This is a genomic window from Bacillus sp. CH_70, from assembly GCF_038007045.1.
GTDB lineage: Bacteria > Bacillota > Bacilli > Bacillales > Bacillaceae_G > Bacillus_A > Bacillus_A cereus.
Genome location: NZ_JBBOWL010000001.1, coordinates 2,812,891 through 2,838,204, shown reverse-complemented (window position 1 = coordinate 2,838,204; position 25,314 = coordinate 2,812,891). Strand labels below are relative to the sequence as shown.

The window sequence follows — 25,314 nt, the reverse complement described above, 5'->3', positions numbered from 1 at the left end:
AGTGGGATATATGTTTATCGAAACGAAAACATTTACAGTAAAAGAAGGTACATCAAATATAGTTGTAGAACGTTTCACTGGAGAAGGTATTATTGAAAAATTTGAAGGCTTTATCGATTTAAGTGTTCTCGTGAAAAAAGTAAGACGCGGCGACGAAGAAGTTGTCGTAATGATTCGCTGGGAATCTGAAGAAGCATGGAAAAACTGGGAAACAAGTGAAGAACACTTAGCTGGACATAGAGCAGGCCGTGGTAAACCAAAACCAGATCATATTATTAATGTGGATCACGCAGTTTATTATGTGAAATCGTCGAAATCGGCTTATCAACAGTCGTAATATATAAGTAGAGGATACATGTTGTAGAAGCAAACATGTATCCTCTTTTTTATTACTGGGGGGATGTAAATGATAGGAAATCTTTCATTCATTAAAAAAATGTTCTAGGATATAGAAAAAAATATTAGACTTATAAAGCATAGTCTTAGATGGAACGCTTGAATATCTTGCCTTACATATTTAAGGGTTATGAAAATGAGTCTATATCCCTTCTGTTTAAAAGGAGATGAGTACATGAAGCTGAATCATTTAAATTTATGTGTTGATGACTTATCAGAAGCGAGACATTTCTTTGAAACATTTTTTGATTTTCAATTTTTGGAACAAAAAGGGAAAGCACTTGTAGTTATGAGTGATGAGAGTGGATTTATACTTGTGCTAAGTGATCCAAAAGCATTTAAAGGGAATAAGGAAGTTACGTATCCGGAAGCTTTTCATATTGGTTTTTTAGTGGATACTTCAAATGAAGTTGATCAAGCGTATAATCGTTTAGTAGCAGGCGGCATTGAAATAGATAAGGAACCTTATTCGATGCGAGGTAGTAGTTATGGTTTTTATTTTACAGTATTTAATGGCTTATTAATTGAAGTGTCTTGTCTTGATTATAGAGAAGGTAAGAAAGTTTCAAAGCTTAATAGTAATCACCAAGAGTAATCATTTGAAGGTGTATAAAATTTAAGTATGTATCATATTAGAAGACGAATTAAGAAAGTTTCACTGTAAAGTAAAAAAGACAGACTAATAAATAGTCTGTCTTTTTACATTAATTCTTCACATCATCATAAAGTTCAAGCGCCTCTTTCACATTCAATCTATTCTTCACAATACCATGTATTGCTTGAATCATCGCAGCTGGGTGCTCCGATTGCCATATGTTTCGGCCCATGTCTACTCCGATAGCGCCTTCTTGCAATGCATTGTACGTAATGTTTAATGCGTCTTCAATTGAATCTAGTTTTGGGCCGCCCGCGATGACGACTGGGGCAGGGCATGTGCTCGTTATTTTTTCGAATCCTTCGCAGTAATACGTTTTAATAATATCAGCACCCATTTCAACACATACGCGGGAAGCAAGTGCTAGAAAGCGAGCTTCACGTTTTTGTAATTCCTTTGCGACTGCGGTAATGCCGAGTACTGGTAGGCCGTAATCATGAGCTTCAGAAACTACATTTGCGAGATTTGTAACAGTTTGTGTTTCATAGTCTGATCCGACAAAAACAGAAACGCCAACGCCAATTGCGTTTTGCTTCACTGCTTCCTTCACAGGTGTAACAATTGTTTCATTCGCTAAATCTTTACCGACGACAGTAGCGCCACCGGATACACGCATAACCATCGGTGTGCTGCAGTTTTCAGGAATGCAGGAGCTAAGTACACCGCGTGTTAAAAAGAGGGAGTCTGTATAAGGAAGTAAGTTTTTAACTGTTTCAAGTGGTTGTTCTAGCCCGTGAATTGGCCCTAAAAAGTAGCCGTGATCTATTGCTAACATAACCGCTCTACCATCAGGTAAAATTGTATTTAATCGATTTTTAAATCCCCAAGTCATTCAAAATCACTCCTTCGTTAATGTTGGATTTTCCGTTTGTACCGTATCTTTATTTGGTAAATGTGGTGACTTTATAAAAACAGCTTTAAAAGGTTTGTCAGAATGGTTAATCAGATAGTGAGATTCATGAGGGCGAACTTGCAGGACATCACCTTGTTTAATCGGAACTCTTTCGTTATTTACATAGAAGTCTATTTCACCTTCTAACGCATAAAAAACTTCTTCACACGTTGTATGGTAATGATTTTGAAATTCTTGCCCAGGCTGAATGACAACAAGGCCAAGATCAATATTTGGACCTTGTATTAAATATTTCGGCCCGTTATCACCGAAGCGATAGGAGAAGTCATTTTCATTCGCTTTTAACATACAGTTCACTCCTTTATGTAATGTGTTACAGTGCACCAGGTGCAATCCACATATGTGTTGTAAGTCCTTTATCAGCTAAAGCGAGCTGACTGCTATACACGGTTTTCCATGTTTCATAGAATTCTTTGTATAGCTCGTGATTTTCAGTGACTGGTTCAAATGTATTTTCCCACTGTACAAATTGTTCGGCAGTCTCTTCCATAGATGAATATATGCCAGCGCCAACTCCAGCAGCAATTGCAGTTCCTAAAGCAGCCGCTTCTTTCACAACTGGTACTTTTACAGGAATGCCGAGTACGTCTGATAGAATTTGTGGCCATAGTTTCCCTTTAGCGGCACCGCCAGCAAAAACAACTTCAGAAGGGAATGTACCAGTAAGATTTTCAATTAGTTTTAAGTTTCCAAGTGTAACGAAGGCCGCATTTTCTTCAATAGCACGGAACATTTCCTTTTTTCCGCATTTGTCAGCGTCTAAACTTAAATTTAAGAATGAAGGTGCGGCATGACGCCAAGAAATGTAGTTCATAACGTTTGAAAAAGTAGGGATAATACCATATGAACCGACAGGTACGTCTTTCGCTTGTTCTTCTAATAATTCATAAGCGTCTACACCGAGTTTTTCAGCGAACTTTTTTTCTTCTTGGCAAAAAGCGTCTCGAAACCAACGCATAACGAGGCCAGGGAAAAAGGCAATCGTTTCATATTGCCAAAGGTTCGGAACGACGTGACAATTTACTCGAATTGCAGCATTTGGATCCGTTGTTGACTCTGTAATATTCACTTCCTGTTGCCAAAAGCTGCCGCCGCATATTAAAGTTTGATTTGGCTTTACGACTCCAGTCCCGAGTGCTGCCATTTGAGCATCACCGCCACCAGCGACGACAGGAATCCCTTCAAGTAAACCAGTTAGTGCTGCACACTCTTTTGTAACATTACCAATTACAGTGCCAGCTTCATTTATTTTTGGTGAAAATGGCAACGTTATACCACATTCTTTAGCGACTTCGTTATCCCAATTTCTATTTTGTAAATCAAAGATTCCGGACGTACAACCGTTGGAAGGATCGATTTGCAGTACGCCGCTTAATTTATACAAAATCCAATCATTTAACATCGAAAAGGATTGAATATTGTTGTAGATGTCTGGTTCATGTTTTTTAATCCAAAGTAGACGTGGTAAAGCACCTAATGAAAAAGTTTGCCCAGATTTTCTGTATAAATCTTCTTCAAGATGTGAGCGGATTTCTTTTAGCTCACTAACTTCAGCGGATGCACGGCCATCAACATTTGCACATGCCCATATTTCTTGCCCATTTTTATCATATAAAACAAAACCTTCTCGCATACTTGTAGCGCTAATAGCTTGAATAGAAGAGGGAAGTATATTACTTTTTTGTAGAACTTCTTTCGTACACTGTTGTACAAGTTGCCAGTTTTCTTCTACATCAAAATTCATAGAACCGGGGTAACGAGGATCAGTTTTATGAACCCATTCTTTTTGACTTACTGCAATTTGATTGCCATGTAAATCAAAAAGAACAGCTCGAATGCTTCCTGTACCAGCATCGAAAGCTAATAAAGTAGACATTAAGAATCACCTTCCTTTCTTAATAAGGAGAGCGCAGTTTCTTCATCAGTAATTAATGTATGAATAAATTTCCCTTTTAAAGCCCCATAAATGGCATCTATCTTTTGAGTACCTCCAGCCACACCAATGACATGATTCATGCTGCGAAGAATCGTAAGTGGTGTGCCAATTAGACGATTATGATGCGAGAGCTCTAATAACTCACCATTCGTATTATAAAACTGTCCTAAAATATCGCCCGCTCCGTTTTGACTTCGAATATATGTCATTTCACGTAGCGTTAATTTTTCTTCTTTTACAATCGTAGCGTCTTGAGATAACCCGCCAATACCGACAACTGCCGTATGTGCAAGTGAAGCGACATGAAGCATATCTTTCACACTTGGTTCTGATAAAATACTTTGTGCCATTTCAGTAGAAGATGCTAGAAAAGGAGTAGGAATAATATGAAGATCACCTTGCATGTAGTGTAAATAGTTTTGTTTTCTTGGAAGATAGTGGTTTACTCCGCCTGTTAGCGTTACGAATGAAAGATTAATAGAACTTTCAAAATGAATGTTTTCTAGCATTTTACTTATTGTTTCACCCCAGCCGATGCCGAGTAAATCACCTTGTTGGAGATGAGTCTCTAAATATTGTGCAGCGGCTTTTCCGAGAGAAGTAGCATAATTGTCTATTGGAGTAGGGATAATAAAGGCATCTTTCAAGTGGAACTTTTTCATTAAGTCACGTTCAATGCTCAAGCAATGCAAACCGGTTCCTTTTACGTGAAATGTAACGATACCTTCACTGCGTGCCTTATCTAATAACCGGACGACTTTATTTCTTGAAATATGAAGAAGTGAAGCAATCTCTTGTTGTGTTAATTGATCTTTATAATAGTACCAGGCTACTTTAGTTAATAAATTTTCTTCAAAGTTCAGCTGTGACATACTCTTCATCCCTTTCAACAATTGACCAATGCTTAAACATATGTAGCATATATTTTGTTTATTCCAGTTGAAACGATTAATAGCACATTGAAAAAAGTGTTCTAGATATGAAAAAAGGAATATACAATGCTACAAAACAAGTAGAACAAATAATCATTTTCTCAAAAAATGTTCTGGATAGAGGCAGGTGACATCATGTGGAGAATGTGCCCTTATTACAAGTGAAGAAAATGAGTAAGGCGTTTTCGAATCAACTTGTGCTAAAGGAAGTGAACTTACAAGTAGAGCATGGTGATATATACGCTTTAGTTGGTGGCAATGGCGCCGGGAAATCGACATTAATGAAAATATTAACGGGGTTATATTCGTATGATAGTGGAGAAATGTATGTGAAAGGAAAGAGACAGCAGTTTGTAAATCCAAAAGAAGCACACCAAGAAGGGATTTATTTAATACCACAAGAACCGCTCATTTTTCCGCATATGACCATTGAAGAAAATATATGTATCGGGTTAAAAGAAAAGAAAAAGAAACTAAAAGTACAGATTCAGCAATTGATTAGCAGCTTAGGATGGGATATTGACCTTAATAAACTAGGAGGAACATTATCGATTGCGCAACAACAGTTAGTAGAAATCGTTAGAGGATTAATAAGAGAAGCTGAGATTCTTATTCTAGATGAGCCAACATCGACATTAACAACACACGAAATTAAGAGTCTTTTTGTGTTGATGAAAAGTTTACAAGAAAAAGGAATTGGGATGATTTATATTACGCATCGTTTTCCAGAAATCTTTGAAATTGCCAACAAAGTAGCAATACTACGTGATGGAATGGTTGTAAGCCAAGGTGATGTATGTGACTATACATATGACATGCTGATGGAGGGACTATTGCCAAAAGGATATAAACAGAAAGAGAAAATAGAAGTAGTTCAAGAGACAGCAAGGACGAAAAAAATATTAGAAGTGGTTGATATAAATGGTCACGCATTCGAAAATATATCATTCACTGTACATGCGGGTGAGGTTGTAGGTGTTGCTGGCATTATAGGATCTGGCAGAACGGAATTAGCGGAAGCGATATTCGGATTGAAAGCTATAAAATCAGGTTCTATTTTATTAGAAGGAAAATCAATTGATACATGTTCTTTGCATAAAAGACTAAGTGAAGGGCTCGTTTATGTGCCGGAAGATAGGGCGAGAAATGGAATTTTCTCAATTGCTTCTGTTAAAGAAAATATTACAGCAGCAAGTTTATATCAAAATAATCGCTTTTTTATAAATCAAGAAAAAGAAAGCGCTTTAGTGAAGTCATTTATAGAAAAGTTCCAAATTGTTGTATCAAGTATGAATGAAGAACTTACATCTTTATCGGGAGGTAATCAGCAAAAAGTCGTACTTGCGAAATATCTCGCGTGTAATCCAAAAATCATTATTCTTGATGAACCAACTCGCGGAATTGATGCAAAAGCGAGGCTTGAAGTGTATGAGACGATAGAAAAAATGAAAAGGGAAGGACTCGCCATATTATTAATTTCTTCAGATGTTGAGGAAATTGTCCAATTAGCTAACCGTGTATACGTCATGCGAAATGGTCAATTTGTTTCTCATTTGGAGAAAGAACAAATAAGTGTAGAAGAAGTTACACGTCTTGCATACGGAGGTGTAATGGAATGAAACGTATGTATAAAGTGCACGAAACGTCTATCATACTGTTACTACTAATTTATATAGCTATTGTCGGGATGATAAATCCTAATTTTGTTCAGTTTAACTCATTATCATTAATGATGAAATCAAGCGTTATTTTAGTCGTTCTAGCAATTGGCCAATCGTTCGTTTTATTTACGAAAAATATAGACGTATCAGTTGGCTCAATTATGGGATTAAGCGCGGCAGTTTGCGGGATGTTGTTAACGAACGGGTATAATGCATTCATGTCAATTCTTGCTGCGATAATGCTTGGTGCTATTATTGGTTTCATAAACGGGATTGGCGTTGCAAAGTTTCGGGTACCAGCCATTATTATGACATTAGGGATGCTAGGAATTGTTAGAGGTGCAATGTTAATCTTCACAGGCGGGAAGTGGATTGAAGATATTCCAAACGATTTTAAGCAGCTGTCATCTATCATCATTCTTGGTTTACCTATAACTGTATGGTTCGTCTTTATTATTTTACTACTACTATACTTCTTTTTAAGAAAAGTGCCATTGGGAAGATACTTTTATGCGGTAGGTGATAATGAAGATGGCGCGAGGCTTATTGGTATACCTGTTAATAAAGTGAAGATATATGCGTTTATGATTTCAGGCATAAGCGCTGCGCTCGCTGGTTGCATATTTGTTATGAATATCGGGTTCGTCCCAAATCAAACAGGTACAGGATTAGAATTACAAGTAATCGCAGCCGCTGTACTAGGAGGAATTCATTTAAAAGGAGGAACAGGTTCTATATTTGGAGCCGCATTAGGAGCATTGTTTCTAGAAGTGATAAGCAGCTCACTCGTCTTTTTAAAAATACCAGCATTTTGGAATAATGCCATTTCAGGCTTTTTATTATTACTCATCATCATATTAGATAGTGTTATGAAAAAGTGGAAGGCAAAAAGGAGGATGAATCTATGAAGTATTTATATAGATGGGAAGGGGTTCTAATTGTATTACTTCTTATAGAATTCATCCTTTTTAGTTTTATAAATAGTGATTTCTTAAATATTAGTAATCTCCTTTTTAGTACAAATGATTTCCTATTTATCGCAATTGCGGCGATACCAATGACTTTCGTTATTGTAACAGGAGGAATTGATGTATCGGTCGGATCAATAATGGGGCTCACTTCGATCTTGATTGGTGTACTTTGGATGAACGGAATACCTATTTTGTTTGCTGTCATAATCGCCCTAATAATTAGTTGTTTAGCAGGAGCTTTAAATGGACTCATTATAAAAATGACAGATGTAGAACCACTCGTCGTTACACTCGGAACGATGTTTTTATACGGAGGAATTGCACTCGTCATTTCAGGAGGAGCAGGTGCTTCTGGGTATGAAGGAATAAGCGGTTTACCTGACACATTTGTACAACTGGCAAACGGTAGTTTTATAGGAATACCGAATTTATTATGGCTACTGATCGTATTAACAGTTTTATATACTGTATTATTTCACCGAACTATATACGGGCGCCATGTAAAATTAACAGGTGCGAACGAAAATACAGCAAAATACACCGGGATTAAAACGAAAAAAGTAGTCATTATCGCTTACATACTTTCTGGGTTAGGAGGTGGATTAGGAGGTGCTTTCTTAACTGCATATTTCGGTTCTGCACGTGCTGATATAGGAAGTGAAACAATATTACCAATCATTACAGCAGTCGTATTAGGCGGGACACTTATTACAGGTGGAAAAGGAAGTATTTTCGGTACTGTACTTGCAAGTATTTTTATAGGCCTTATGCAATATGGCCTACAAATGACAGGCTTAACAAATGAACAATCAAATGTCGTAATAGGTATTATCCTTATTCTTTCAGTTATTATGAGACATTTCAAATTACATCAATTTTTAGCGGGGAAAAGACAGAGTTGGCATAAGGGGGAAATGTCATGAAGAGAAAACTGGGGATTGTATTGATTGTATGTATTTGTTTAATAGGTTTAATCGCTTGTTCCAGTCAAACGGCAGATAAGAAAAAAGCGGATGATGTGAAATTTGCATTTATCCCGAAATTAACTGGAGTTGGCTTCTTTACATCGGGCGGTGAAGGAGCAAAGGAGATGGGAGATAAGCTAGGCGTACAAGTGAAATATGATGGGCCGTCTGAAGCGAGTGTATCAGGGCAAGTAAAGTATATAAATAATTTTATTAACCAAAATTATGATGCACTTATGGTTTCCTCTACATCAGTTGATGGTTTATCGCAATCATTGCAACGTGCTAAGAAAAAAGGAATGACTGTCTTAACGTGGGATTCTGATGTGAATCCCAAAGACCGTTCTTTTTATATAAGTCAAGGGACACCAGACCAACTTGCTAACTTATTAATTGAAATGACTTCCAAGCAAATTGGAGATAAAGGGAAAGTAGCGTTCTTTTATTCTAGTCCAACAGTAACGGATCAAAACCAATGGGTAACGAAAGCGAAAGAAATTATTAAAAAGAAATATCCGAACTGGGAAATTGTAACGACGCAGTACGGTGAAAATAATGCACAAAAATCTTTATCCGTAGGGGAGAACATATTAAAAACGTATCCAGATATTAACGCAGTTATTTGTCCAGATGCAACAGCACTCCCAGCCATGGCGCAAGCAGCTGAAAACTTAAAAATGGATAAAAAAGTAGTGGTAACTGGATTTTCTACACCGAACGTTATGCGTGATTATGTAAAACGAGGAACAGTACAACAATTCGGATTATGGGATGTCAAACAGCAAGGTGCGTTGGCAACTTATGTAGCAAATGAGATTGTTGTAAAAGGAAAGAAGTTAAAAGTAGGGGATAGCTTTGAAGTAAAAGGAATCGGAAAAGTGAAAGTAGAGCCAAACTCCATTCAAGGATATGATTATGAGGCAGAAGGAAACGGAATTATCGTATTGCCAGAACGAGTTGTATTTACGAAAGATAATATTGATAAGTATAATTTTTAGTAGACAAAAAAAACGTCCGAATATATCGGACGTTTTTTTTATTTCTTCATTAATTATGAACAGTTTCTTTTTCGTTTAATCCAAGTGTACGACCAGTCGAAGTGTGAAGATCTTGGAACAATCTTGGATTTTCAGTTAGTGAAATGCCATATGAAGGAATCATTTCTTTTATTTTTTCTTCCCATTCTACCATGCGGCTTGGGAAACATTTTTCTAATACTTCAAGCATGACGTGAACAGCAGTAGAAGCACCTGGTGATGCACCTAGTAATGCGGCGATTGAGCCGTCAGCTGCACTTACTACTTCTGTACCAAATTGAAGTGTTCCTTTACCGCCAGCATCAGTATCTTTAATTACTTGTACACGTTGTCCAGCAACTACAATATCCCAATCTTCACTTTTCGCGTTCGGAATGAATTCGCGTAATTCTTCCATACGTTTTTCGTGCGATAACATAACTTGCTGAATTAAGTATTTTGTAAGTCCCATTTCTTTTACACCAGCAGCTAACATCGTTAAGACGTTATTCGGTTTTACAGAACCGATTAAGTCAAGGTTTGAGCCAGTTTTTAAGAATTTAGGTGAGAAGCCTGCGAATGGTCCAAACAGTAAAGCTTTTTTATTGTCTATATATCTCGTATCTAGATGAGGTACAGACATTGGCGGAGCGCCAACTTTAGCTTTACCGTATACTTTCGCATGATGTTGCTCTACAACTTTTTGGTTTTTACATACCATAAATAGTCCACTTACCGGGAATCCTCCGATATGCTTTGATTCAGGGATACCAGTCTTTTGAAGTAGAGGTAGACTACCGCCACCACCGCCAATAAAGACGAATTTAGCAGTATGATGCTCAATTTTACCACTATTCATATCGTGTACTTTTACTTCCCACAAACCATTTTTCGTGCGCTTAATATTTTCGACACTATGCTTGTAGTTTAGCTCGACATTTTTTGTTTTTAAGTAATCAAACAACATACGTGTTAATGCACCGAAGTTAACATCTGTTCCAGAGTCAATCTTCGTTGCCGCCATCGGTTCATTAGATGTGCGGCCTTCCATAATGAGTGGAAGCCATTTTTTTAATGTTTCAGGAGCATCAGAAAATTCCATTCCTTGAAACAGTGGATTTTTTGAAAGCGCTTCAAAACGGTTTTTTAGAAATTCAACATTTTTTTCCCCTTGTACTAAACTCATATGAGGTAGTGGCATAATAAAATCTTGTGGATTACGAATTAATTTGCTCTTTACAAGATATGCCCAAAATTGTCTTGAAAGCTGGAATTGCTCATTCACTTTTACAGCCTTACTAATATCTATAGATCCGTCAGATTTTTCGGAAGTATAGTTCAGTTCGCATAGCGCAGAATGCCCTGTACCTGCATTATTCCATTCGTTAGAGCTTTCTTCCCCGGCACTTGCGAGTTTTTCAAAAACTTTAATTTCCCATTCTGGTGCTAATTCTTTTAGTAATGAGCCTAACGTTGCACTCATAATTCCTGCACCAATTAAGATAACGTCTGTTTTTTGCTGCATGTTGCTCATGATAATCTCTCCATCCCCTATATTGGCAAAAAAGTGTAGGTGTTTTCTATGTCTAAGCCGTAAAAGAGAAACACCGCCTAGGCCCCACCTAGGTGTATACCTTTTTTGTCTCAATTATATAACCATCTCATACTCTATTATAATAATTAATAGACTAAAATATCTAGTGTTATCTGATAATTTTAAACTATTTAACGTTTTATTCGCTAAAAATCTTATTTAACAAGCTCTTTTAAGGTGATAAATAGAAAAAAATTACAGTTTGAAATTATCTCGAAAAAGCTTACGTATCCTTAAGTGACTAAATCGAGTACATTTTTATGGGATTATTCTTTCTGTAATGGTAAGATTATTCTGAAAAATAAAAAGGAGGGACTCTAATGTGTACAAAAGAACAAATTTCAAACTTATTTCGAAACTTTTCAATAAAGGAATGTAAAGGGTCAAGTGATTTATATGAATATTTATCAATGAAAATTGCTGAAGATGAGGAAGTACTTACACTATCGTCCTATGCTCAGGTAGGTCAACCAGTCCCAAACTTACTATTAGGTGCAGTACATTATTTATTGTTAGCAGGGAAAGAACATCATTTAAAAACGTATTATAGTAGTTTAGTTGAAAATGCCGATACAAATTTAAATAAAGCTTTTGATCATTTTAAAGATTTCTGTAAAGAGTACCGAGAAGAAATCATTACATTGTTACAAACGAAACTCGTTCAAACGAATGAAGTAAGACGGTGTGCATACTTATACCCAAGTTTCTGCTACATATTTAACAAAGTGAAGAAGCCGTTAGCGTTAATTGAAATTGGGACAAGTTCTGGGTTGCAACTGTTCTGGGACCAATATAGTTATTCGTACGGGACGGATGAAATGTACGGAAATATAAATTCAAATGTGCATGTAACTTCTGAAATAAGAGGGGAGAATGTACCGCATTTTCTAAAAGAAAGCCCATCTGTCGTAGAAAGAATCGGACTGGACTTACATGTGAATGATTTACATAATGAGGAAGATTATTTATGGTTACGTGCTTTAATTTGGCCAGAACATAAAGAAAGGCTTGAGATGTTTGATCAAGCTGCATCTTTAGTGAAAAATGAATCTGTCCAATTCATAGAAGGAGACGGTGTAGAGCTATTATCATCTATTATTGAACAAATAAGTGAAGAAGCTGTTATTTGTATTTTCCATACACACGTCGCAAATCAAATACCAGAACAAGTAAAACATAAGTTAGAAAAACAAATACAAGAAATTGGCGCAAAACGTGATGTATTCCACCTTTATAACAACATGTGGGATCGTGACCTTCATATTGATTATTATATTAACGGAAACGAATATCGTGAAACGGTTGGAGAAACAGAAGGGCATGGGAGATGGTTTAGCTGGAAGATTGGAAATGAGACGCTTATTTAGATTAATATGGGTGCTCTCACTTGTAAAAGGTTCAAGCATTGACTAAATGACTAAGGAATAAATTTATTAGTACCATACAAAAAATGCTTGGGAGAAATCCTAAGCGTTTTTTGTATTACATTTAAACCCCATAATGGATTATGTACTTCTGTTCTGCTGCGGCTTGTACAATTTTTGAAGCTAACTCATTCAGCTCATCAGAATTTATGAAGAACTTTGAAGATGTAACTGCTTCATAAAATATCTTCGGTTCTTCTTCGTGAAGACAGTTTATTTATCGATAAACTCATCGGGAGCCCAAGTGGCGATTTCATTCCCAGGTGCAGCGACTACAAGCCATTGCTCACATAGAACACCAGATTGCCAACATTCATAATAATCATGAAAACCATTTACAAAAATAATTTGTCCACTCTCTAATGTAATAATTAAATGAGGGCTTTCTAAGCCGAGTCGTATATCGGTAACTTTTTGTCTTCTTATCTTAAATATTCTTTCATATTCTTCTTCCTCAGAATAAACTTCAAATTCATCTTCATTTAATGGGTATCTTTTTTGAGGTTTATTAAATAAACACCATTTGGATTCGATATTGATATATAATTGTCCGTCATAATCAACTGAGTCGTGAAAGTTTGTGAAATGAATCTTTATAGCGGCTGGAGAAATACCAAATTGTAATCCATCAACTTGTGATCCGATGAATAGATTTTTCAACACTTTTTCAGCGTAAATTTTATCCTCTTGATTCATTCTTGAAATCCTCCTTTTCTTAAAAATATACCTTATATTTTTATTGTAATAAATAAATTTTCATGTAAAATAAACCTTTTGTGAAAAACGAGCGAATATAGTGTGAAAGATTACGAGAGGGGAACGAAACTTTGGATGAAGTACAATTAAAAGAATGGCTATATAAAAGAAAGTATGTTGCCCAAAAAAGAGTTTGAGAAAGTATTACTTTGGATTGTTGAATAGAAAAAAAAAAAAAAAAGTAACTAATAATTATATTATGTAAACTTAGTTTATAAAACACCCATTTAAAAAATGGATGTTTTATATTTTGATATATTAGGTGGAATATATAGTTTAAAAAAGCGGAATACTTTGCGGAAAGTTAAAGACATTTTTCGGATCATATTTTGCTTTTACTTCCATTAATCGGTCAAAGTTGCAACTGAAGTATGCATCTGGCCAATTTTTAATGGATAGGTCAGGAGTATTAACATAGACACCTTTTGTAAATGGAAGCATTGCCAAACGGAAGTCTTCAACCCATCGAATACTTCCGCCAGCACCTTCTGGTTGCTCCCAAGTAGCGAATATTGACATGTTTGATAGTGCTTTTCGGTAAAAGTAAGCAGTCGCCTCATTTGGCACCTCAGCAACAGCACCGCCTAATCCGTGGAAAAATACGGAGGTGGTGGAAAAGGGAGGTGCATTATTAATAAAGTGATCGATAATGGATAGTCCTTCTTCTGGTAATAGTTCATATACATATGGACCAACACTTTTAAATGGTAAAGGTGTTGCAGGTTGCTTCTCAGCTATTTTCGTTGCTGCTTCTGCCCATGGTATTTCTTCGATAGTTACTTGCATTGGTGAACCGGCTTTTAGTAATGGCTGTAGTAGCATCTGCAATTCTTGAACAGAACCGAGAAATACACCTTGCATTAATAATGATGGTTCTAATCCTGCAGACATAAAAAGAGTAGTTGTAAGTCGTTTATTAGCGCAAGGTAGCGTATATTCTTGCCAAGAGGTTAATACAGGTTTTAAATCTGATATCCCCCAGCTTATTTCTGCAAATCCTACCGTATTAATTTTATGTGTTCGAAACTTAAACGAAGTACATATTCCAAAGTTACCACCACCAGCACCGCGCGAAGCCCAATAGAGATCGGAGTTACACTTGGCGTTAGCGCGTATTATACAACCATTCGCGTCTACCATTTCTAATTCAAGTAAATGATCGAGAGTTAATCCAAATGGACGAGAGAGAATACTATGTCCGCCACCTAAAGTAACACCTGCAATCCCGGGAGTAGGACAAACACCACTCGGCACAACTAATCCTTCAGCTGCAAGTGTTTCAATTAAAGAAATATTTCTCCATCCAGTCCCGATAGTTACAGTTCCATTATTGTGATCTATTTCTAATTGCTTCATTTCACTTACATCAATTACAAGACCAGCATTACTGACGGATAATGCCTCATAATTATGACGTCCAGAGCGCATGCGTATAGGAACGTTATGTAGCCTTGACCAGCGAACAGCGTTTACTACATCCTGCGTATTTTGAGCAAAAATAATGATTAACGGAAATTTGTTGAAGAATGTATTGAATTCTTCACGCGCTGAATTATAATCAGGATCATTAGGTGTAACGATACGACCAGTAAGTTCAATTTTTTGATTATTCATTTCAGTCATCTCTCCTTGACGTGAAATATTTATAATGTGGAAATACAGAACATAAAGAAGAACTGACAATACTTTATAAGTAAATGAATAAAGGAAAAGGATTATTCCAATAAAGAAAAAGGCAGTGCTACATAAGTAGCACTGCCTTTTTGTAATTATATGTATGTGCTCAAAATTTCCCCAGGTAATCCATCAATCTCACAAACTTTCTCCGATGTAAAACCTACGCTTAGTACAATTTTGCGAGAAGGGATATTATTTGGATCGGTCATTGCTTTTAGTACGTTTACATCTGTTTGCTTCACTATTAAAGCTAGATGTTAATTTTTGATTATGTACGTACATACAATGTGTAATTAAGTGAATGATTAACATAGTAATTACAGAAAAGGGTGAATGAAGCATATGAATCAATTTGAGCAAATGATGTACGTTGGTGTCATCATGTCTATTGTACTATCCGTAATGATTTTAGGGTCCTTATATTATAATCCTCGACTTTCATTAACTGATTATCCGAAAGATATTCAAAAAGTAGTTTTTCCAAAATCGATTCATGAAAAAAAGCAAACCATTTACTTTAATATTGTATACAATGCTATTCTTTTCGGTTGTCCTTTCGTTTCTACATATATATTACATAAGCATGAAAAATTAATGTATATGGATGCTTATTTACATACTTTTGGTATTTTAATGATTTTCAATTTAGTAGATTTACTTATAATTGATTGGCTAATTTTTTGCTGGATTACTCCAAGGTTTGTTGTGATTCCTAGTACGGCAGGTATGAAAGGATATAAAGATTATAAGTTTCATTTAAGAGGGGCTATAGTCGCTACTCAAATTTTAGCAATCGTAAGTTTATTTTTGGCGGGAATTGCAACAACTATTTAGTGTGAAGAAGGGCATGAAGCTTTTATAAAAGATAAGGAGATTTATAATATATAGAATTAGAAATAAGAATTTGTTAGTATTGAAGTGAGGAGTTTTAATAACAGTATATTAAGTCGTATTAATATACTGTTGCAAATGTTTTGATATTATGTAAAATTATACAATTTTACAGAGGCATTTGATAAAATTCAAAAAAATATAATGGAGGCTAATATGAAAAAAGTAATTGGCGCAGCAACAGCAACTATTTTTGGATTGGGGGCGTTTACCACAACTGCTACCGCAGAAACAATCGTAACAGCAGATGTACTTAACGTACGTGAAAAACCGACTACAGAATCAAAAGTGGTCGAAAAAGTAAAGAATGGGCAAGAGTTAAAAGTCATCAATACCGAAGATGGCTGGTCAAAAATTGAATTGAACGGTAAAGAAGTGTTTGTAAGTTCGGAGTTTACAAAAGATGTGTATCATGTAACGGCGAATTTGTTAAATGTACGTACCGAAGCAAACACAGATTCAGAAATTCTTGGCAGACTAAAAAAAGATGATGTAATTGAAACAACGCATCAAGTAAAAGACGGATGGTTGGAATTTGAGTATAAAGGAAAAATTGCTTATGCAAACGTTTCTTTCCTATCAAGTACAGCACCAACTGAAAAGAAAACTGAAGAGAAAACGAAGCAAGTAGCGAAAGTACAAAAATCAGTTAAAGAAAAGAAAGAAGTAAAGACGCAGAAAGTAGCAAAAGCGAAAGAAACAACGAAAGCACAAGAAATAGTAAAGCCTAAAGAAGAAGTAAAAGTTAAAGAAGAACCGAAAGCACAAGAAATAGTAAAGCCTAAAGAAGAGGCAAAAGTTAAAGAAGAAGTAAAAGTTAAAGAAGAAGTAAAAGTTAAAGAAGAAGTAAAAGCACAAGAAATAGTAAAGCCTAAAGAAGAGGCAAAAGTCAAAGAAGAAGTAAAAGTTAAAGAAGAACCGAAAGCGCAAGAAATAGTAAAGCCTAAAGAAGAGGCAAAAGTCAAAGAAGAAGTAAAAGTTAAAGAAGAACCGAAAGCGCAAGAAATGGTAAAGCCTAAAGAAGAAGTAAAAGCTAAAGAAGAAGTAAAAGCTAAAGAAGAAGAAAAAGCGCAAGAAATAGCAAAAGCTAAAGAAGAAGAGAAAGCAAGAGAAATAGCAAGAGCTAAAGAAGAAGAGAAAGCAAAAGAAATAGCAAAAGCAAAAGAAATAGCAAAAGCTAAAGAAGAAGAGAGAGCAAGAGAAATAGCAAAAGCTAAAGCTAAAGAAGAAGAAAAAGCAAGAGAAATAGCAAAAGCCAAGGAAGAAGAAAGAGCAAGAGAAATAGCAAAAGCTAAAGAAGAAGAGAGAGCGAAAGAAGTATCAAAAAACAACATACAGTCTGCTAAACGTGAATTAACGGTAGTAGCGACAGCGTATACTGCTGATCCAAGTGAAAATGGTACATATGGTGGACGCGTTTTAACTGCGATGGGGCATGATTTAACGGCAAATCCGAATATGAGAATTATCGCAGTTGACCCGAAAGTAATCCCATTAGGATCTAAAGTATGGGTAGAAGGTTATGGAGAAGCTATCGCTGGTGATACTGGAAGCGCAATTAAAGGTAATCGTATTGATGTATTAATGGGGTCAAAAAGTAAAGCTATGAATTGGGGAAGAAAAACTGTTAAAGTAAAAATTTTATAGTAACTATAATGATCCAAATAGAAGTCAGTTCTCTTTATTGAGGCTGGCTTTTATTTTTTTAGTGGAAGTATAATAGGATTTTTAAATGACTTATTAATAAACCTGTAATAAAACATAAAAATTGTCTCATGTTTAGAAAAACTATTAAGAATGAGGTAAGGAAGTAGAACAGAAGGTTATTGAGAAGTAGAGAAGAATAGTATGTTGAAAACGAAGGGTTAACGTATAATGAAATATATAAATCGGATCAAATCGTTTACTAAACACTTTCACTCATAATAGTGTAATTAAGTTCAAAGGATAGGTGTATTTCATGAAAGAAGTAAGAGAATATATTGAAACAAAGAAACAAGGTGTATTGGAGTTGCAAATAAAAGAAACGGAAGAAAAGCTAGGTGCTGCTTTCCCAAATCAATATAGGGATCTTATTAAATTAGTTAATAATGCTGAAATAGGGGAATGGATACTATATCCGATTAAAGATAATAGAAATGTAACGAAAACTTTGGATGATATTGTTAGAAAAAACATTGACATGAGAGATGAGTCTATACCAGAAAATCTTATCATAATTAGTGACGATGGTTCAGGGGATAAATTGTGCTTTAAAATAAATAATGGAAAAATGGATGATAAAATATATATTTGGTATCACGCGGATGACGAAATGGAAGAAATATCTCCGAGTTTAAAAGAATTTATTATGGAAACTATTCAGGAAGACGATGTTTTTTAGTCTTAATTATTATCATTTTGTGAATCATTCTTATAAAAGGCGAGGATAGAATATGACAATAGAATTATATGGCGCACATTGTAATGAGCGGAAAGGGTATAGAGTAATTGAAGGAAGAGGTTCATATAATCATTACTTTGGCGGTCAAGATTGCAATTTGCCAGTATGTAAGTTATGCGGTGAGAAGATGCACCAAATTCTCTGTTTTGATTTAAAAGATGAGAGACTTGCTGAACTTAAAAGTAGTGAACTAAATATTTTACCATTCGTTTCATGCTTGAACTGCGCGATGGTGTGGGAACCGCAATATTTTCAGTTAAGTGATGGAGGTAAAACAGTTCAAATCATACAGCAGCAAAATACAGAAGAATGGATAATGGAAGAGGAAGATAAGTTACCAGTTTCATTACCAAAAACAACGGTAAAGCTTATAAATATGAAAAATGAAGATATACCTACAGATGAAGATAGGTACTGGGAAGCTTTCGACTTGTTCGGTTCGGAATATGTATGTAGATTGTTAGGGGCACCATTATATGATGATCTTCCAGAGGATTTGGCGTGTCCAACTTGTTCTAAAGAGATGAAGTATGCTGCTACAATTACACAAGATATCGAGGAACGTGAACTTATTTCAGTAGTTGATTTCCAGTTTGGGGAAATGAATATCTATTTTTATTTATGTAAAGATTGTTCAATTATAAAAACGGAAACACAAAGTACATAACAAGACTAACATATTATATTAGTCTTGTTTTTGTATCGCAACATCGTTAAGAATCGCATCAAATATATCTTTTTGTGTAAAATTATCTGTAAAAATAGTTTCACTAGCAACTTCAATTGTATCGTGCGGATTATACCATTTTTGAAGGGAATATTCACCAAATTCATGTCGTTTGTCCCTTGTGTTATGTCGTCTAATGGTTTCCTCGAGTAATAAATCAAAGTAATATGTATATGCATTTCCATCAAAATAACGAATTAATTCTTTCAACATATCACCGTATCTACGATTGTTTAAAATACCTTCTAAAATAACAAACTTACATTTTCCTTTTCCGTACTTCGTAATTTCAAATAGTAGATCATGAGATAAGTTCCCCATCGTGTCGTGTACTCTTAACATATCTCTACGCACGACGTCTTGAGAGACTAAAAGTGTACCTTGTCCGAAATGTTCTTGTAGTTGCTTTGCGATCGTTGTTTTACCACTTGCGGAGTTTCCTCTAAGAATGATTAAAGTGGATGTAAGTATATGATTAGACATAATGCATTCCCCCAACAGTATTGATTATATAGAAAATTTTAACAAATAACGTGGAGAAAGTGTATAATCAATATGATGGATATTTAAGGAGGGGGTTAGATGGGGGATATATTAAAAAATGCACAACCTATATGGAAACGGACTTGGTTTCGTTATCTAGGGGCATTTTTTATTGTTCAGTTACTGTTTATTTTGTGTGAAATAACTGCGTGGGCACCAAACTTTAGGCCAGGCGGAGAGTTTTTTAATAGAATATTAAATTCTCAATTTTTCACTGAATGGTTCACACTCTATACAATCCCGCAATTTAACGTATTTACAGCATTTTTTGCGATTACATTACTACCATATGCATTAGTAGGTGCAATGAAAGATGTAACATCAAGAAAAAATATAAAGGAATAATAGAGGTATAATATGCTTTTTCAAAAAGAAGGTTTATTGATTAGATACGTAATGGAAAATGATGCAGCTATCATTTCTAAATGGTTAACGGACCCAGCAGTCCTGCGGTATTACGAAGGGCGAGATAATCCGCAATCTGTAGAAAAGGTGCTTGATCATTTTATGCATAATCCAAACAGTAATGAAAATAGATGTTTAATAGAATTTGATACCGTTCCGATTGGTTACATACAAATGTACCCAGTTGATTCAGAGTGGAAAGCGATATATGGCTATAAAGAATCACAAAATGTATGGGGAATGGATCAATTTATCGGTGAACCAGTCTATTGGGGAAAAGGAATTGGACAAAAACTCGTTCAGGCAGCAATTACATACATTATGGGTGAAATGGGAGCAGAAGCAATCGCAATGGATCCGAAAGTAAATAATGAACGAGCGATAAAGTGTTATGAAAAATGCGGATTTAAAAAAGTAAAGATTTTAAAGGAACATGAGCTGCATGAGGGGGAACTAGAAGATTGTTGGATGATGGAATACAAACAATTATAATGAATATGCAATGGCTTATATAAACGAAGGGAGCTGTGTGAAATGAAAAAAGCATTAATCGTAATTGATGTGCAAGCCGGTATGTATACAGCTGGAATGCCAGTACATAATGGGGGAAAGTTTTTACAAACATTGCAAGAGCTTATTGGGGAATGTCGTTCAAATGATATTCCAGTTATTTATGTCCAACATAACGGTCCTAAAGACCATCCGTTAGAAAAAGGTACGGATGGATGGCAAATCCATGCAACAATCGCTCCGCAAGAAGGGGATGATATTGTTGAAAAGACGACGCCAGATTCATTCCATAAGACAAACTTAAGCGAAGTGTTACAAGAGAAAGGAATTGAACACGTTATTCTTTCGGGAATGCAAACAGAGTATTGTGTAGATACGACAACGCGCAGAGCATGTAGTGAAGGATATAAAGTAACGTTAGTTAGTGATGCGCATAGTACATTTGATGCAGAAGTGTTACGTGCTGAAGATATTGTGAAACATCATAACGCAGTATTGGGAGCGTTTGCGGATGTTGTTGCATTAAAAGACTTGAAAGTGGCTGCCTCTAAATAAGAGGCAGTTTTTTTATTAGAAAAATAGCGTCAAATATTGTTGGTAAGTCGATATTTTGAAATAATCGTTTATATAATTTCACGTATCATAATAAAAATATACAAAAAAGGAGCACCACATAATTAAAAAGGGTGCTCCTGTATTAAAATGTTACTTTTTCTTGTCTTTATCCAATATATTTTGTTCTTCAGCAAACTCCGTACCATATGCAAAGCGGCGATTAATACGAATGTTATCATTGTTGTGCCTTGTATGAGAGTTAGAGAAGCGATGAACGATTACTTCAGATAAAGTGAAGACGATGGCAGAAAGGATACTGCCCCATGCAATTTGCATATAGTTGTCTAATAAAATATTACCGAAAATCCATACGCTTAAATATGTTAATAAGAAATCCGACATAATGGCACCAGTATTGCCAATTCGATTTAAAATAATTTTATCAACGAACATGTAGGATACGATTGTAACAAAGAGACTGAATGAAATAATTTGAACAAACGTTGCAGGGAAAAATAAAGCAAGCCCAATGCTAAATGCGATAATGCACGATATAAACTTGATAAGCACTACTGTGAAATCATTCAAAATTTACACCTCCGATTTATACATAGTTTTGCAATAAATTCTGGAGTTCATACATTGTAACGGATTTATTTACATAAAACTTTTTCATGTTCGGAATTTAGTCTAAATATTATAAAAATAACGAAAAAATGTTATAGTAAAATGAGAGTGTATGACATTTTTAGGTAAGGGGGAATCCAGGATGTGGATTACTTCAGAAGTAGAAATTCCAGATGAGTTAATTGATCACATTGAGCAAGGAAAGTTAGTGTTATTTGTTGGAGCGGGAGTTTCTATGAAAGGGAAATCAAACTTACCAAATTTTGATGATTTAGTTGATGAAATTGCAAAAACGTTATATGTCGAAAAGCGTGAAATAACAGAACCACATGATTATTATCTTGGTAAAATTGCGAAAACAAAAGATGTACATCAAGTCGCAAGAGATCTTGTTCATATAGAGAAATCAAAACCGAATCCATTACATTATGCAATTCCAAGGTTATTTCCTTTAGATACAGATATCCGCATTGTAACAACAAATTTTGATCAACATTTTACAACTGCAATTAAAGAAATAAATAGAGATATCAATGTTTATTACGCTCCAGCTTTACCGACTGGGAGAGCTTTTAAAGGTCTTGCTTATATACATGGTAATGTAGAACAGGAGAAAGAGGCTTTAATTTTAACAGACGGTGATTTTGGAAGGGCTTACTTAACGGAAGGGTGGGCGAGAAGATTTTTAGTCGATCTATTCTCAAATTACACCGTTTTATTCGTTGGATATAGTCATAATGACCCAGTAATGAAATATTTAGCAACTGGTTTACCACCAAGTACAAGACGATTTGCTTTCGTCGCACAAGGAGAAAATACGTACCACTGGGAACATTTGGGGATAAGACCGATTGTGTATCCGAATAAAGTGAATAATCATCAATCCCTCGTAAAAGCGGTAAAACGCTGGGCGGAATTAATGGGTGATAATTATATTACGAAAAGAATGCGTATTCGGGATATTGTAACGGTTCCCCCGTCAGTAGAACAGGAACAATTATCATACATAAAGCAATCAATTAAAAAAATTGAAACAGTTCGTTACTTTGTGGAATTTGCTCACGATTATGAATGGGTCGAATGGTTAGAAGCAGAAGGTAAATTACAAAATTTGTTTATGCTTACGCCAAACTATAATGAAGTAGATGAATTACTTGCAGAATGGTTAGTGGAACAATTTCTTTTTAGTCATCAGATAGAATTATTTCAATTAATTTATAAAAACTATTCTAAAATATCACCGTTATTATGGAGAACAATTTGTAACTACTTAAACGAAACGAAGAGTAAGATGGACCCATTGTTGTTTGCCAGGTGGACACTCCTTTTATTAGAAACTGCTGAAAAAGATAGTAGCTCTATAGAAAAGATTTCTAAGTTACTGCAAAAATGTTCTTTTCCTGAGCATAAGGAAATTGCGTTATTGTTACTAACTTTTATTTTAGACGGAAAGCTGAAGTTGAAACGTGTAAGAAAATGGGGAAATGATACGCAAGAAGCAATAGAACTCGAGGAATCGAGTCGCTTACCAGTATCAACAGTTTCTCATGTGGAGCAAATTTGGAATGAAAAGATGAGGCCATATATCGCCTATTATGCTGTTCCAATTATGATGATTGGATTAGAAAAATTGAGAATGTTGTCATTAAGACAAACGGCACTGAAAAAAAGAAATACGGAAGATGTAGAAAAAGAGTTTCATCAAAATGATCTTGCATTTTTAATACAAATTGTAAAAGAGTGTCTAACTTATTTATGTGAAAACAATGAGAAAAAAGCGGATTATTATATTACAGAAATGATAGAAGCGAATAGTGTACTTCAAAAGCGAATTGCAATTGATGCGATGAATAAAAATATTTTTGTTCGTGTAGATGACAAAATGAAATGGTTGTTACATGAAGGACTTCTTTTAGATTTCACTTATAAACACGAAGTTTTCCAACTTTTAAAAAGTCATTATGCAAATTGTTTGGAAAAAACAAAAGAAGAAGTCACTCGAACTGTAATAAAGCGTCTTACAGAAGAGAGAGTATTTGATGCATGTCTCGTATTAGACTTATTATTTAAGTGTGATTCAAATAGTCCATCTACGGCAAATGGGTATGAGTTAATGAAGCAAAAGCATCCTCATTTTCATTCTGAACAATACAGTGTACAAAAGAAAGAGGATACAGCGCAAAGCATTACTTGTAATGTAACAGCTGACGGATTATTGCAGCTGAAAGATGTTGAAATTATGAAGCAAGTTCGGCAATTTTCGCAAGATGGTGTTTTTGAACAACGCCATTTTTTAGAGATGTTATCAAAAGCATGTAAATTGAATACAGAGTGGAGTATTTCATTCGCATATCAATTAGTAGGAGTGCAAGAAATAAGTAATGAAGTATGGTTTGTTTGTATTAGAGAATGGCGAAATAACAGAGGATTGACAAATGATCAAATCCAAAAAATTATTCCGTTATTGCAGAAATTTGTTAGAAATACTGCTTTTCATTGGTTAATTAGTAGTTTTCTATATGAAATTAGTAATCGACTAGAAGAGTTAGAAGAGAATAGTATACGTGTTGTAAAACGCTTTGCTTTTTCAGTGTTTCCTCAAGTTATGAAGAGTGATACGGATTTTAAGCTTGGAAAACAAGATTTTTACAATGAATCAATTCAGCATCCTGTTGGAAAAATGACGGCTGTATTATTAAAGTTGTTATCATATGATCATTTATACGATCGTAATGTATATGAATATTTATTTTTATTTGAAGAACAAGTAAGAGTTAATTCAGTACGAACAAACTTTATGTTTGCTCGTTTAATAGCAGATATTACATTTCTATATCATATTGAAAAGCAATGGTGCCGAAAATATTTGTTACCATACTTAGATTTAAAAAAACAAAATGAAATTACGGAATATGCATGGGCTGGTTTATGTTACACGCAAATAAATTTACCTTTATTTACAGAAATGAAGCGTTTTATTAAGTATGCGATAGAACATTTGGAAGTATTACATCCGCATACGAGGGAAGCTTTCTTGAAGTGGCTTAGCTTTGTATTTATTAAATGTGTACTATATTGGGAGCAAAAAACAGATTGGTTATACCCTTTACTAGTATTAGAAAATGAAGAAAATAAAATTAAATTTATGCAGTTTTTATGCTATTACGTCAAAACATTAAGTGTAAAAGAACAACAAAAATTTTGGACAGCTTGGCTCAGTGTATTTTTGCGAGAACGACCAAAAATGGGTGAGATAACAGCGAGAGAATATGTAATGCTTTTACGTATTATTTTATACATGGATGAAATATTAGAAAAAGGATTATGTATTATGTCTCGTGCATTTTCAAGTGTAAATGGTAAATGTACAGGTGAGGAAATGAAGCAGTTATTGATTGAAATGCTTCATAAGAAAGAAAGTATGAAAGCGCATAAAGAAATGTTTGCAAATGTGTTTTTTATTTTACTACAAACATGTCAAGAAGCCGTTTTATTTGAAAAAGAAATCATAAAAATAAAAGAATTATTAGTTCAGTATGGAGTAGAGGAATATGTTTTACATTTACTAGAAAATGAAATAATTCGCATAGGAATTGTAATGGGTGATTTACAAGAAGAATTATAGGACGAAAGTGGAATTTTAAAAAATATATAAAAAGTTGTTGACAGTGTTTTGAAAAGCGTTCTATAATACGAATCATACTTATTCAATTTCAA

At 34.9% G+C, this 25,314-nt stretch carries 24 protein-coding genes and 1 pseudogene; 15 read left to right on the top strand and 10 right to left on the bottom strand.

The genetic code is table 11. From position 1 onward, the window contains the following. Positions 1-10: 10 nt before the first annotated feature. Complete coding sequence (gene hmoA / locus N2V79_RS14465; RefSeq protein WP_000469498.1) at positions 11-337, top strand: heme-degrading monooxygenase HmoA; 327 nt, start codon at positions 11-13, stop codon at positions 335-337. A gap of 234 nt (positions 338-571) precedes the next feature. Beyond that, positions 572-991 carry a VOC family protein gene (locus tag N2V79_RS14460; RefSeq protein ID WP_000773084.1) on the top strand — a complete coding sequence of 140 codons (420 nt, stop codon included), beginning with the start codon at positions 572-574 and terminating at the stop codon, positions 989-991. Between the two features lie 109 nt (positions 992-1,100). Here the strand turns inward: N2V79_RS14460 and lsrF are convergent, their stop codons facing one another. Genes lsrF through N2V79_RS14440 form a run of 4 tightly spaced genes read right to left on the bottom strand, consistent with a single transcriptional unit; the run spans position 1,101 to position 4,790 of the window. Beyond that, the gene (gene lsrF / locus N2V79_RS14455; RefSeq protein ID WP_000219785.1) at positions 1,101-1,883 is read right to left on the bottom strand and encodes a 3-hydroxy-5-phosphonooxypentane-2,4-dione thiolase; all 783 of its coding nucleotides are present in this window, start codon (positions 1,881-1,883) and stop codon (positions 1,101-1,103) included. Between the two features lie 6 nt (positions 1,884-1,889). Beyond that, a complete protein-coding gene (locus N2V79_RS14450) occupies positions 1,890-2,252 on the bottom strand; it encodes a cupin domain-containing protein (RefSeq protein ID WP_000909986.1) in 363 nt (120 codons plus the stop codon). A gap of 25 nt (positions 2,253-2,277) precedes the next feature. Next, on the bottom strand, positions 2,278-3,840 hold the full coding sequence (gene lsrK / locus N2V79_RS14445) for an autoinducer-2 kinase (RefSeq protein WP_242806687.1): 1,563 nt from the start codon (positions 3,838-3,840) through the stop codon (positions 2,278-2,280). After that, entirely contained in the window at positions 3,840-4,790 is a 951-nt protein-coding gene (locus N2V79_RS14440; protein ID WP_242806689.1) for a sugar-binding transcriptional regulator, read from the bottom strand. The genes lsrK and N2V79_RS14440 overlap by 1 nt, the downstream gene beginning before the upstream one ends. Before the next feature lie 179 nt (positions 4,791-4,969). Here N2V79_RS14440 and N2V79_RS14435 point away from each other — a divergent pair, with 179 nt between their 5' ends. Genes N2V79_RS14435 through lsrB form a run of 4 tightly spaced genes read left to right on the top strand, consistent with a single transcriptional unit; the run spans position 4,970 to position 9,427 of the window. Further along, positions 4,970-6,451 carry a sugar ABC transporter ATP-binding protein gene (locus N2V79_RS14435; protein WP_242806691.1) on the top strand — a complete coding sequence of 494 codons (1,482 nt, stop codon included), beginning with the start codon at positions 4,970-4,972 and terminating at the stop codon, positions 6,449-6,451. Continuing rightward, positions 6,448-7,401, top strand: coding sequence for an ABC transporter permease subunit (locus N2V79_RS14430; RefSeq protein ID WP_053564152.1), 954 nt, complete (start codon positions 6,448-6,450; stop codon positions 7,399-7,401). Before N2V79_RS14435 ends, N2V79_RS14430 begins: the two co-directional genes overlap by 4 nt. Continuing rightward, entirely contained in the window at positions 7,398-8,387 is a 990-nt protein-coding gene (locus N2V79_RS14425) for an ABC transporter permease (protein ID WP_071732043.1), read from the top strand. Before N2V79_RS14430 ends, N2V79_RS14425 begins: the two co-directional genes overlap by 4 nt. Next, a complete protein-coding gene (lsrB, locus tag N2V79_RS14420) occupies positions 8,384-9,427 on the top strand; it encodes an autoinducer 2 ABC transporter substrate-binding protein LsrB (protein WP_000823652.1) in 1,044 nt (347 codons plus the stop codon). The genes N2V79_RS14425 and lsrB overlap by 4 nt, the downstream gene beginning before the upstream one ends. Positions 9,428-9,476: 49 nt before the next feature. Here the strand turns inward: lsrB and N2V79_RS14415 are convergent, their stop codons facing one another. Beyond that, on the bottom strand, positions 9,477-10,979 hold the full coding sequence (locus tag N2V79_RS14415; protein WP_000069161.1) for a malate:quinone oxidoreductase: 1,503 nt from the start codon (positions 10,977-10,979) through the stop codon (positions 9,477-9,479). A 380-nt stretch (positions 10,980-11,359) separates the two neighbouring features. Here N2V79_RS14415 and N2V79_RS14410 point away from each other — a divergent pair, with 380 nt between their 5' ends. Further along, entirely contained in the window at positions 11,360-12,406 is a 1,047-nt protein-coding gene (locus tag N2V79_RS14410; protein WP_069355817.1) for a DUF2332 domain-containing protein, read from the top strand. Positions 12,407-12,676: 270 nt separating this feature from the next. Here the strand turns inward: N2V79_RS14410 and N2V79_RS14405 are convergent, their stop codons facing one another. From N2V79_RS14405 to N2V79_RS14395, 3 genes and pseudogenes are all read right to left on the bottom strand, one after another. After that, the gene (locus N2V79_RS14405) at positions 12,677-13,159 is read right to left on the bottom strand and encodes a hypothetical protein (protein ID WP_043924677.1); all 483 of its coding nucleotides are present in this window, start codon (positions 13,157-13,159) and stop codon (positions 12,677-12,679) included. A gap of 336 nt (positions 13,160-13,495) precedes the next feature. Next, positions 13,496-14,833, bottom strand: coding sequence for an FAD-binding oxidoreductase (locus N2V79_RS14400; RefSeq protein WP_088022200.1), 1,338 nt, complete (start codon positions 14,831-14,833; stop codon positions 13,496-13,498). A gap of 155 nt (positions 14,834-14,988) precedes the next feature. Beyond that, positions 14,989-15,141: pseudogene (locus tag N2V79_RS14395) on the bottom strand (GNAT family N-acetyltransferase); the annotation flags it as partial. 97 nt (positions 15,142-15,238) lie between these two features. On the opposite strand from N2V79_RS14395, the gene N2V79_RS14390 reads away from it, so the two are divergent. The 4 genes from N2V79_RS14390 to N2V79_RS14375 all read left to right on the top strand — a co-directional run bounded on the left by N2V79_RS14390 (position 15,239) and on the right by N2V79_RS14375 (position 18,897). Continuing rightward, positions 15,239-15,730, top strand: a complete 492-nt coding sequence (locus tag N2V79_RS14390) for a hypothetical protein (RefSeq protein WP_001071236.1) — start codon at positions 15,239-15,241, stop codon at positions 15,728-15,730. A gap of 213 nt (positions 15,731-15,943) precedes the next feature. After that, the gene (gene entB / locus N2V79_RS14385; RefSeq protein ID WP_340719982.1) at positions 15,944-17,434 is read left to right on the top strand and encodes a cell wall-binding protein EntB; all 1,491 of its coding nucleotides are present in this window, start codon (positions 15,944-15,946) and stop codon (positions 17,432-17,434) included. A 313-nt stretch (positions 17,435-17,747) separates the two neighbouring features. Then, complete coding sequence (locus tag N2V79_RS14380) at positions 17,748-18,170, top strand: SMI1/KNR4 family protein (RefSeq protein ID WP_197242609.1); 423 nt, start codon at positions 17,748-17,750, stop codon at positions 18,168-18,170. A 52-nt stretch (positions 18,171-18,222) separates the two neighbouring features. Beyond that, positions 18,223-18,897, top strand: coding sequence for a hypothetical protein (locus N2V79_RS14375; RefSeq protein ID WP_142947118.1), 675 nt, complete (start codon positions 18,223-18,225; stop codon positions 18,895-18,897). 18 nt (positions 18,898-18,915) lie between these two features. On the opposite strand, the gene N2V79_RS14370 is transcribed toward N2V79_RS14375, so the two are convergent. Continuing rightward, positions 18,916-19,440 carry a kinase gene (locus N2V79_RS14370; protein ID WP_242806231.1) on the bottom strand — a complete coding sequence of 175 codons (525 nt, stop codon included), beginning with the start codon at positions 19,438-19,440 and terminating at the stop codon, positions 18,916-18,918. A 99-nt stretch (positions 19,441-19,539) separates the two neighbouring features. Here N2V79_RS14370 and N2V79_RS14365 point away from each other — a divergent pair, with 99 nt between their 5' ends. The 3 genes from N2V79_RS14365 to N2V79_RS14355 are packed head-to-tail and all read left to right on the top strand — an operon-like array spanning position 19,540 to position 20,970. After that, positions 19,540-19,845 carry a YfzA family protein gene (locus tag N2V79_RS14365; RefSeq protein WP_000502339.1) on the top strand — a complete coding sequence of 102 codons (306 nt, stop codon included), beginning with the start codon at positions 19,540-19,542 and terminating at the stop codon, positions 19,843-19,845. A 12-nt stretch (positions 19,846-19,857) separates the two neighbouring features. Next, entirely contained in the window at positions 19,858-20,397 is a 540-nt protein-coding gene (locus N2V79_RS14360) for a GNAT family N-acetyltransferase (RefSeq protein ID WP_000898784.1), read from the top strand. 42 nt (positions 20,398-20,439) lie between these two features. After that, positions 20,440-20,970: a cysteine hydrolase family protein gene (locus tag N2V79_RS14355; RefSeq protein ID WP_242806232.1), complete on the top strand. Its 531-nt coding sequence runs from the start codon at positions 20,440-20,442 to the stop codon at positions 20,968-20,970. A 150-nt stretch (positions 20,971-21,120) separates the two neighbouring features. Here the strand turns inward: N2V79_RS14355 and N2V79_RS14350 are convergent, their stop codons facing one another. Further along, a complete protein-coding gene (locus N2V79_RS14350) occupies positions 21,121-21,558 on the bottom strand; it encodes a YndM family protein (protein WP_000997702.1) in 438 nt (145 codons plus the stop codon). 181 nt (positions 21,559-21,739) lie between these two features. On the opposite strand from N2V79_RS14350, the gene N2V79_RS14345 reads away from it, so the two are divergent. Next, positions 21,740-25,222 (top strand): DUF4020 domain-containing protein, encoded by a 3,483-nt coding sequence (locus tag N2V79_RS14345; RefSeq protein ID WP_340719981.1) that lies wholly within the window; start codon positions 21,740-21,742, stop codon positions 25,220-25,222. Positions 25,223-25,314 lie beyond the last annotated feature (92 nt).

Excerpts from the sequence above, each read along its gene's own strand:
- hmoA (WP_000469498.1), top strand. The coding sequence starts at position 11 with ATGTTTATCGAAACGAAAACATTTACAGTAAAAGAAGGTACATCAAAT.
- N2V79_RS14460 (WP_000773084.1), top strand. The coding sequence starts at position 572 with ATGAAGCTGAATCATTTAAATTTATGTGTTGATGACTTATCAGAAGCG.
- lsrF (WP_000219785.1), bottom strand. The coding sequence starts at position 1,883 with ATGACTTGGGGATTTAAAAATCGATTAAATACAATTTTACCTGATGGT.
- N2V79_RS14450 (WP_000909986.1), bottom strand. The coding sequence starts at position 2,252 with ATGTTAAAAGCGAATGAAAATGACTTCTCCTATCGCTTCGGTGATAAC.
- lsrK (WP_242806687.1), bottom strand. The coding sequence starts at position 3,840 with ATGTCTACTTTATTAGCTTTCGATGCTGGTACAGGAAGCATTCGAGCT.
- N2V79_RS14430 (WP_053564152.1), top strand. The coding sequence starts at position 6,448 with ATGAAACGTATGTATAAAGTGCACGAAACGTCTATCATACTGTTACTA.
- N2V79_RS14425 (WP_071732043.1), top strand. The coding sequence starts at position 7,398 with ATGAAGTATTTATATAGATGGGAAGGGGTTCTAATTGTATTACTTCTT.
- lsrB (WP_000823652.1), top strand. The coding sequence starts at position 8,384 with ATGAAGAGAAAACTGGGGATTGTATTGATTGTATGTATTTGTTTAATA.
- N2V79_RS14415 (WP_000069161.1), bottom strand. The coding sequence starts at position 10,979 with ATGAGCAACATGCAGCAAAAAACAGACGTTATCTTAATTGGTGCAGGA.
- N2V79_RS14410 (WP_069355817.1), top strand. The coding sequence starts at position 11,360 with ATGTGTACAAAAGAACAAATTTCAAACTTATTTCGAAACTTTTCAATA.
- N2V79_RS14405 (WP_043924677.1), bottom strand. The coding sequence starts at position 13,159 with ATGAATCAAGAGGATAAAATTTACGCTGAAAAAGTGTTGAAAAATCTA.
- N2V79_RS14400 (WP_088022200.1), bottom strand. The coding sequence starts at position 14,833 with ATGAATAATCAAAAAATTGAACTTACTGGTCGTATCGTTACACCTAAT.
- N2V79_RS14390 (WP_001071236.1), top strand. The coding sequence starts at position 15,239 with ATGAATCAATTTGAGCAAATGATGTACGTTGGTGTCATCATGTCTATT.
- entB (WP_340719982.1), top strand. The coding sequence starts at position 15,944 with ATGAAAAAAGTAATTGGCGCAGCAACAGCAACTATTTTTGGATTGGGG.
- N2V79_RS14380 (WP_197242609.1), top strand. The coding sequence starts at position 17,748 with ATGAAAGAAGTAAGAGAATATATTGAAACAAAGAAACAAGGTGTATTG.
- N2V79_RS14375 (WP_142947118.1), top strand. The coding sequence starts at position 18,223 with ATGACAATAGAATTATATGGCGCACATTGTAATGAGCGGAAAGGGTAT.
- N2V79_RS14370 (WP_242806231.1), bottom strand. The coding sequence starts at position 19,440 with ATGTCTAATCATATACTTACATCCACTTTAATCATTCTTAGAGGAAAC.
- N2V79_RS14365 (WP_000502339.1), top strand. The coding sequence starts at position 19,540 with ATGGGGGATATATTAAAAAATGCACAACCTATATGGAAACGGACTTGG.
- N2V79_RS14360 (WP_000898784.1), top strand. The coding sequence starts at position 19,858 with ATGCTTTTTCAAAAAGAAGGTTTATTGATTAGATACGTAATGGAAAAT.
- N2V79_RS14355 (WP_242806232.1), top strand. The coding sequence starts at position 20,440 with ATGAAAAAAGCATTAATCGTAATTGATGTGCAAGCCGGTATGTATACA.
- N2V79_RS14345 (WP_340719981.1), top strand. The coding sequence starts at position 21,740 with ATGTGGATTACTTCAGAAGTAGAAATTCCAGATGAGTTAATTGATCAC.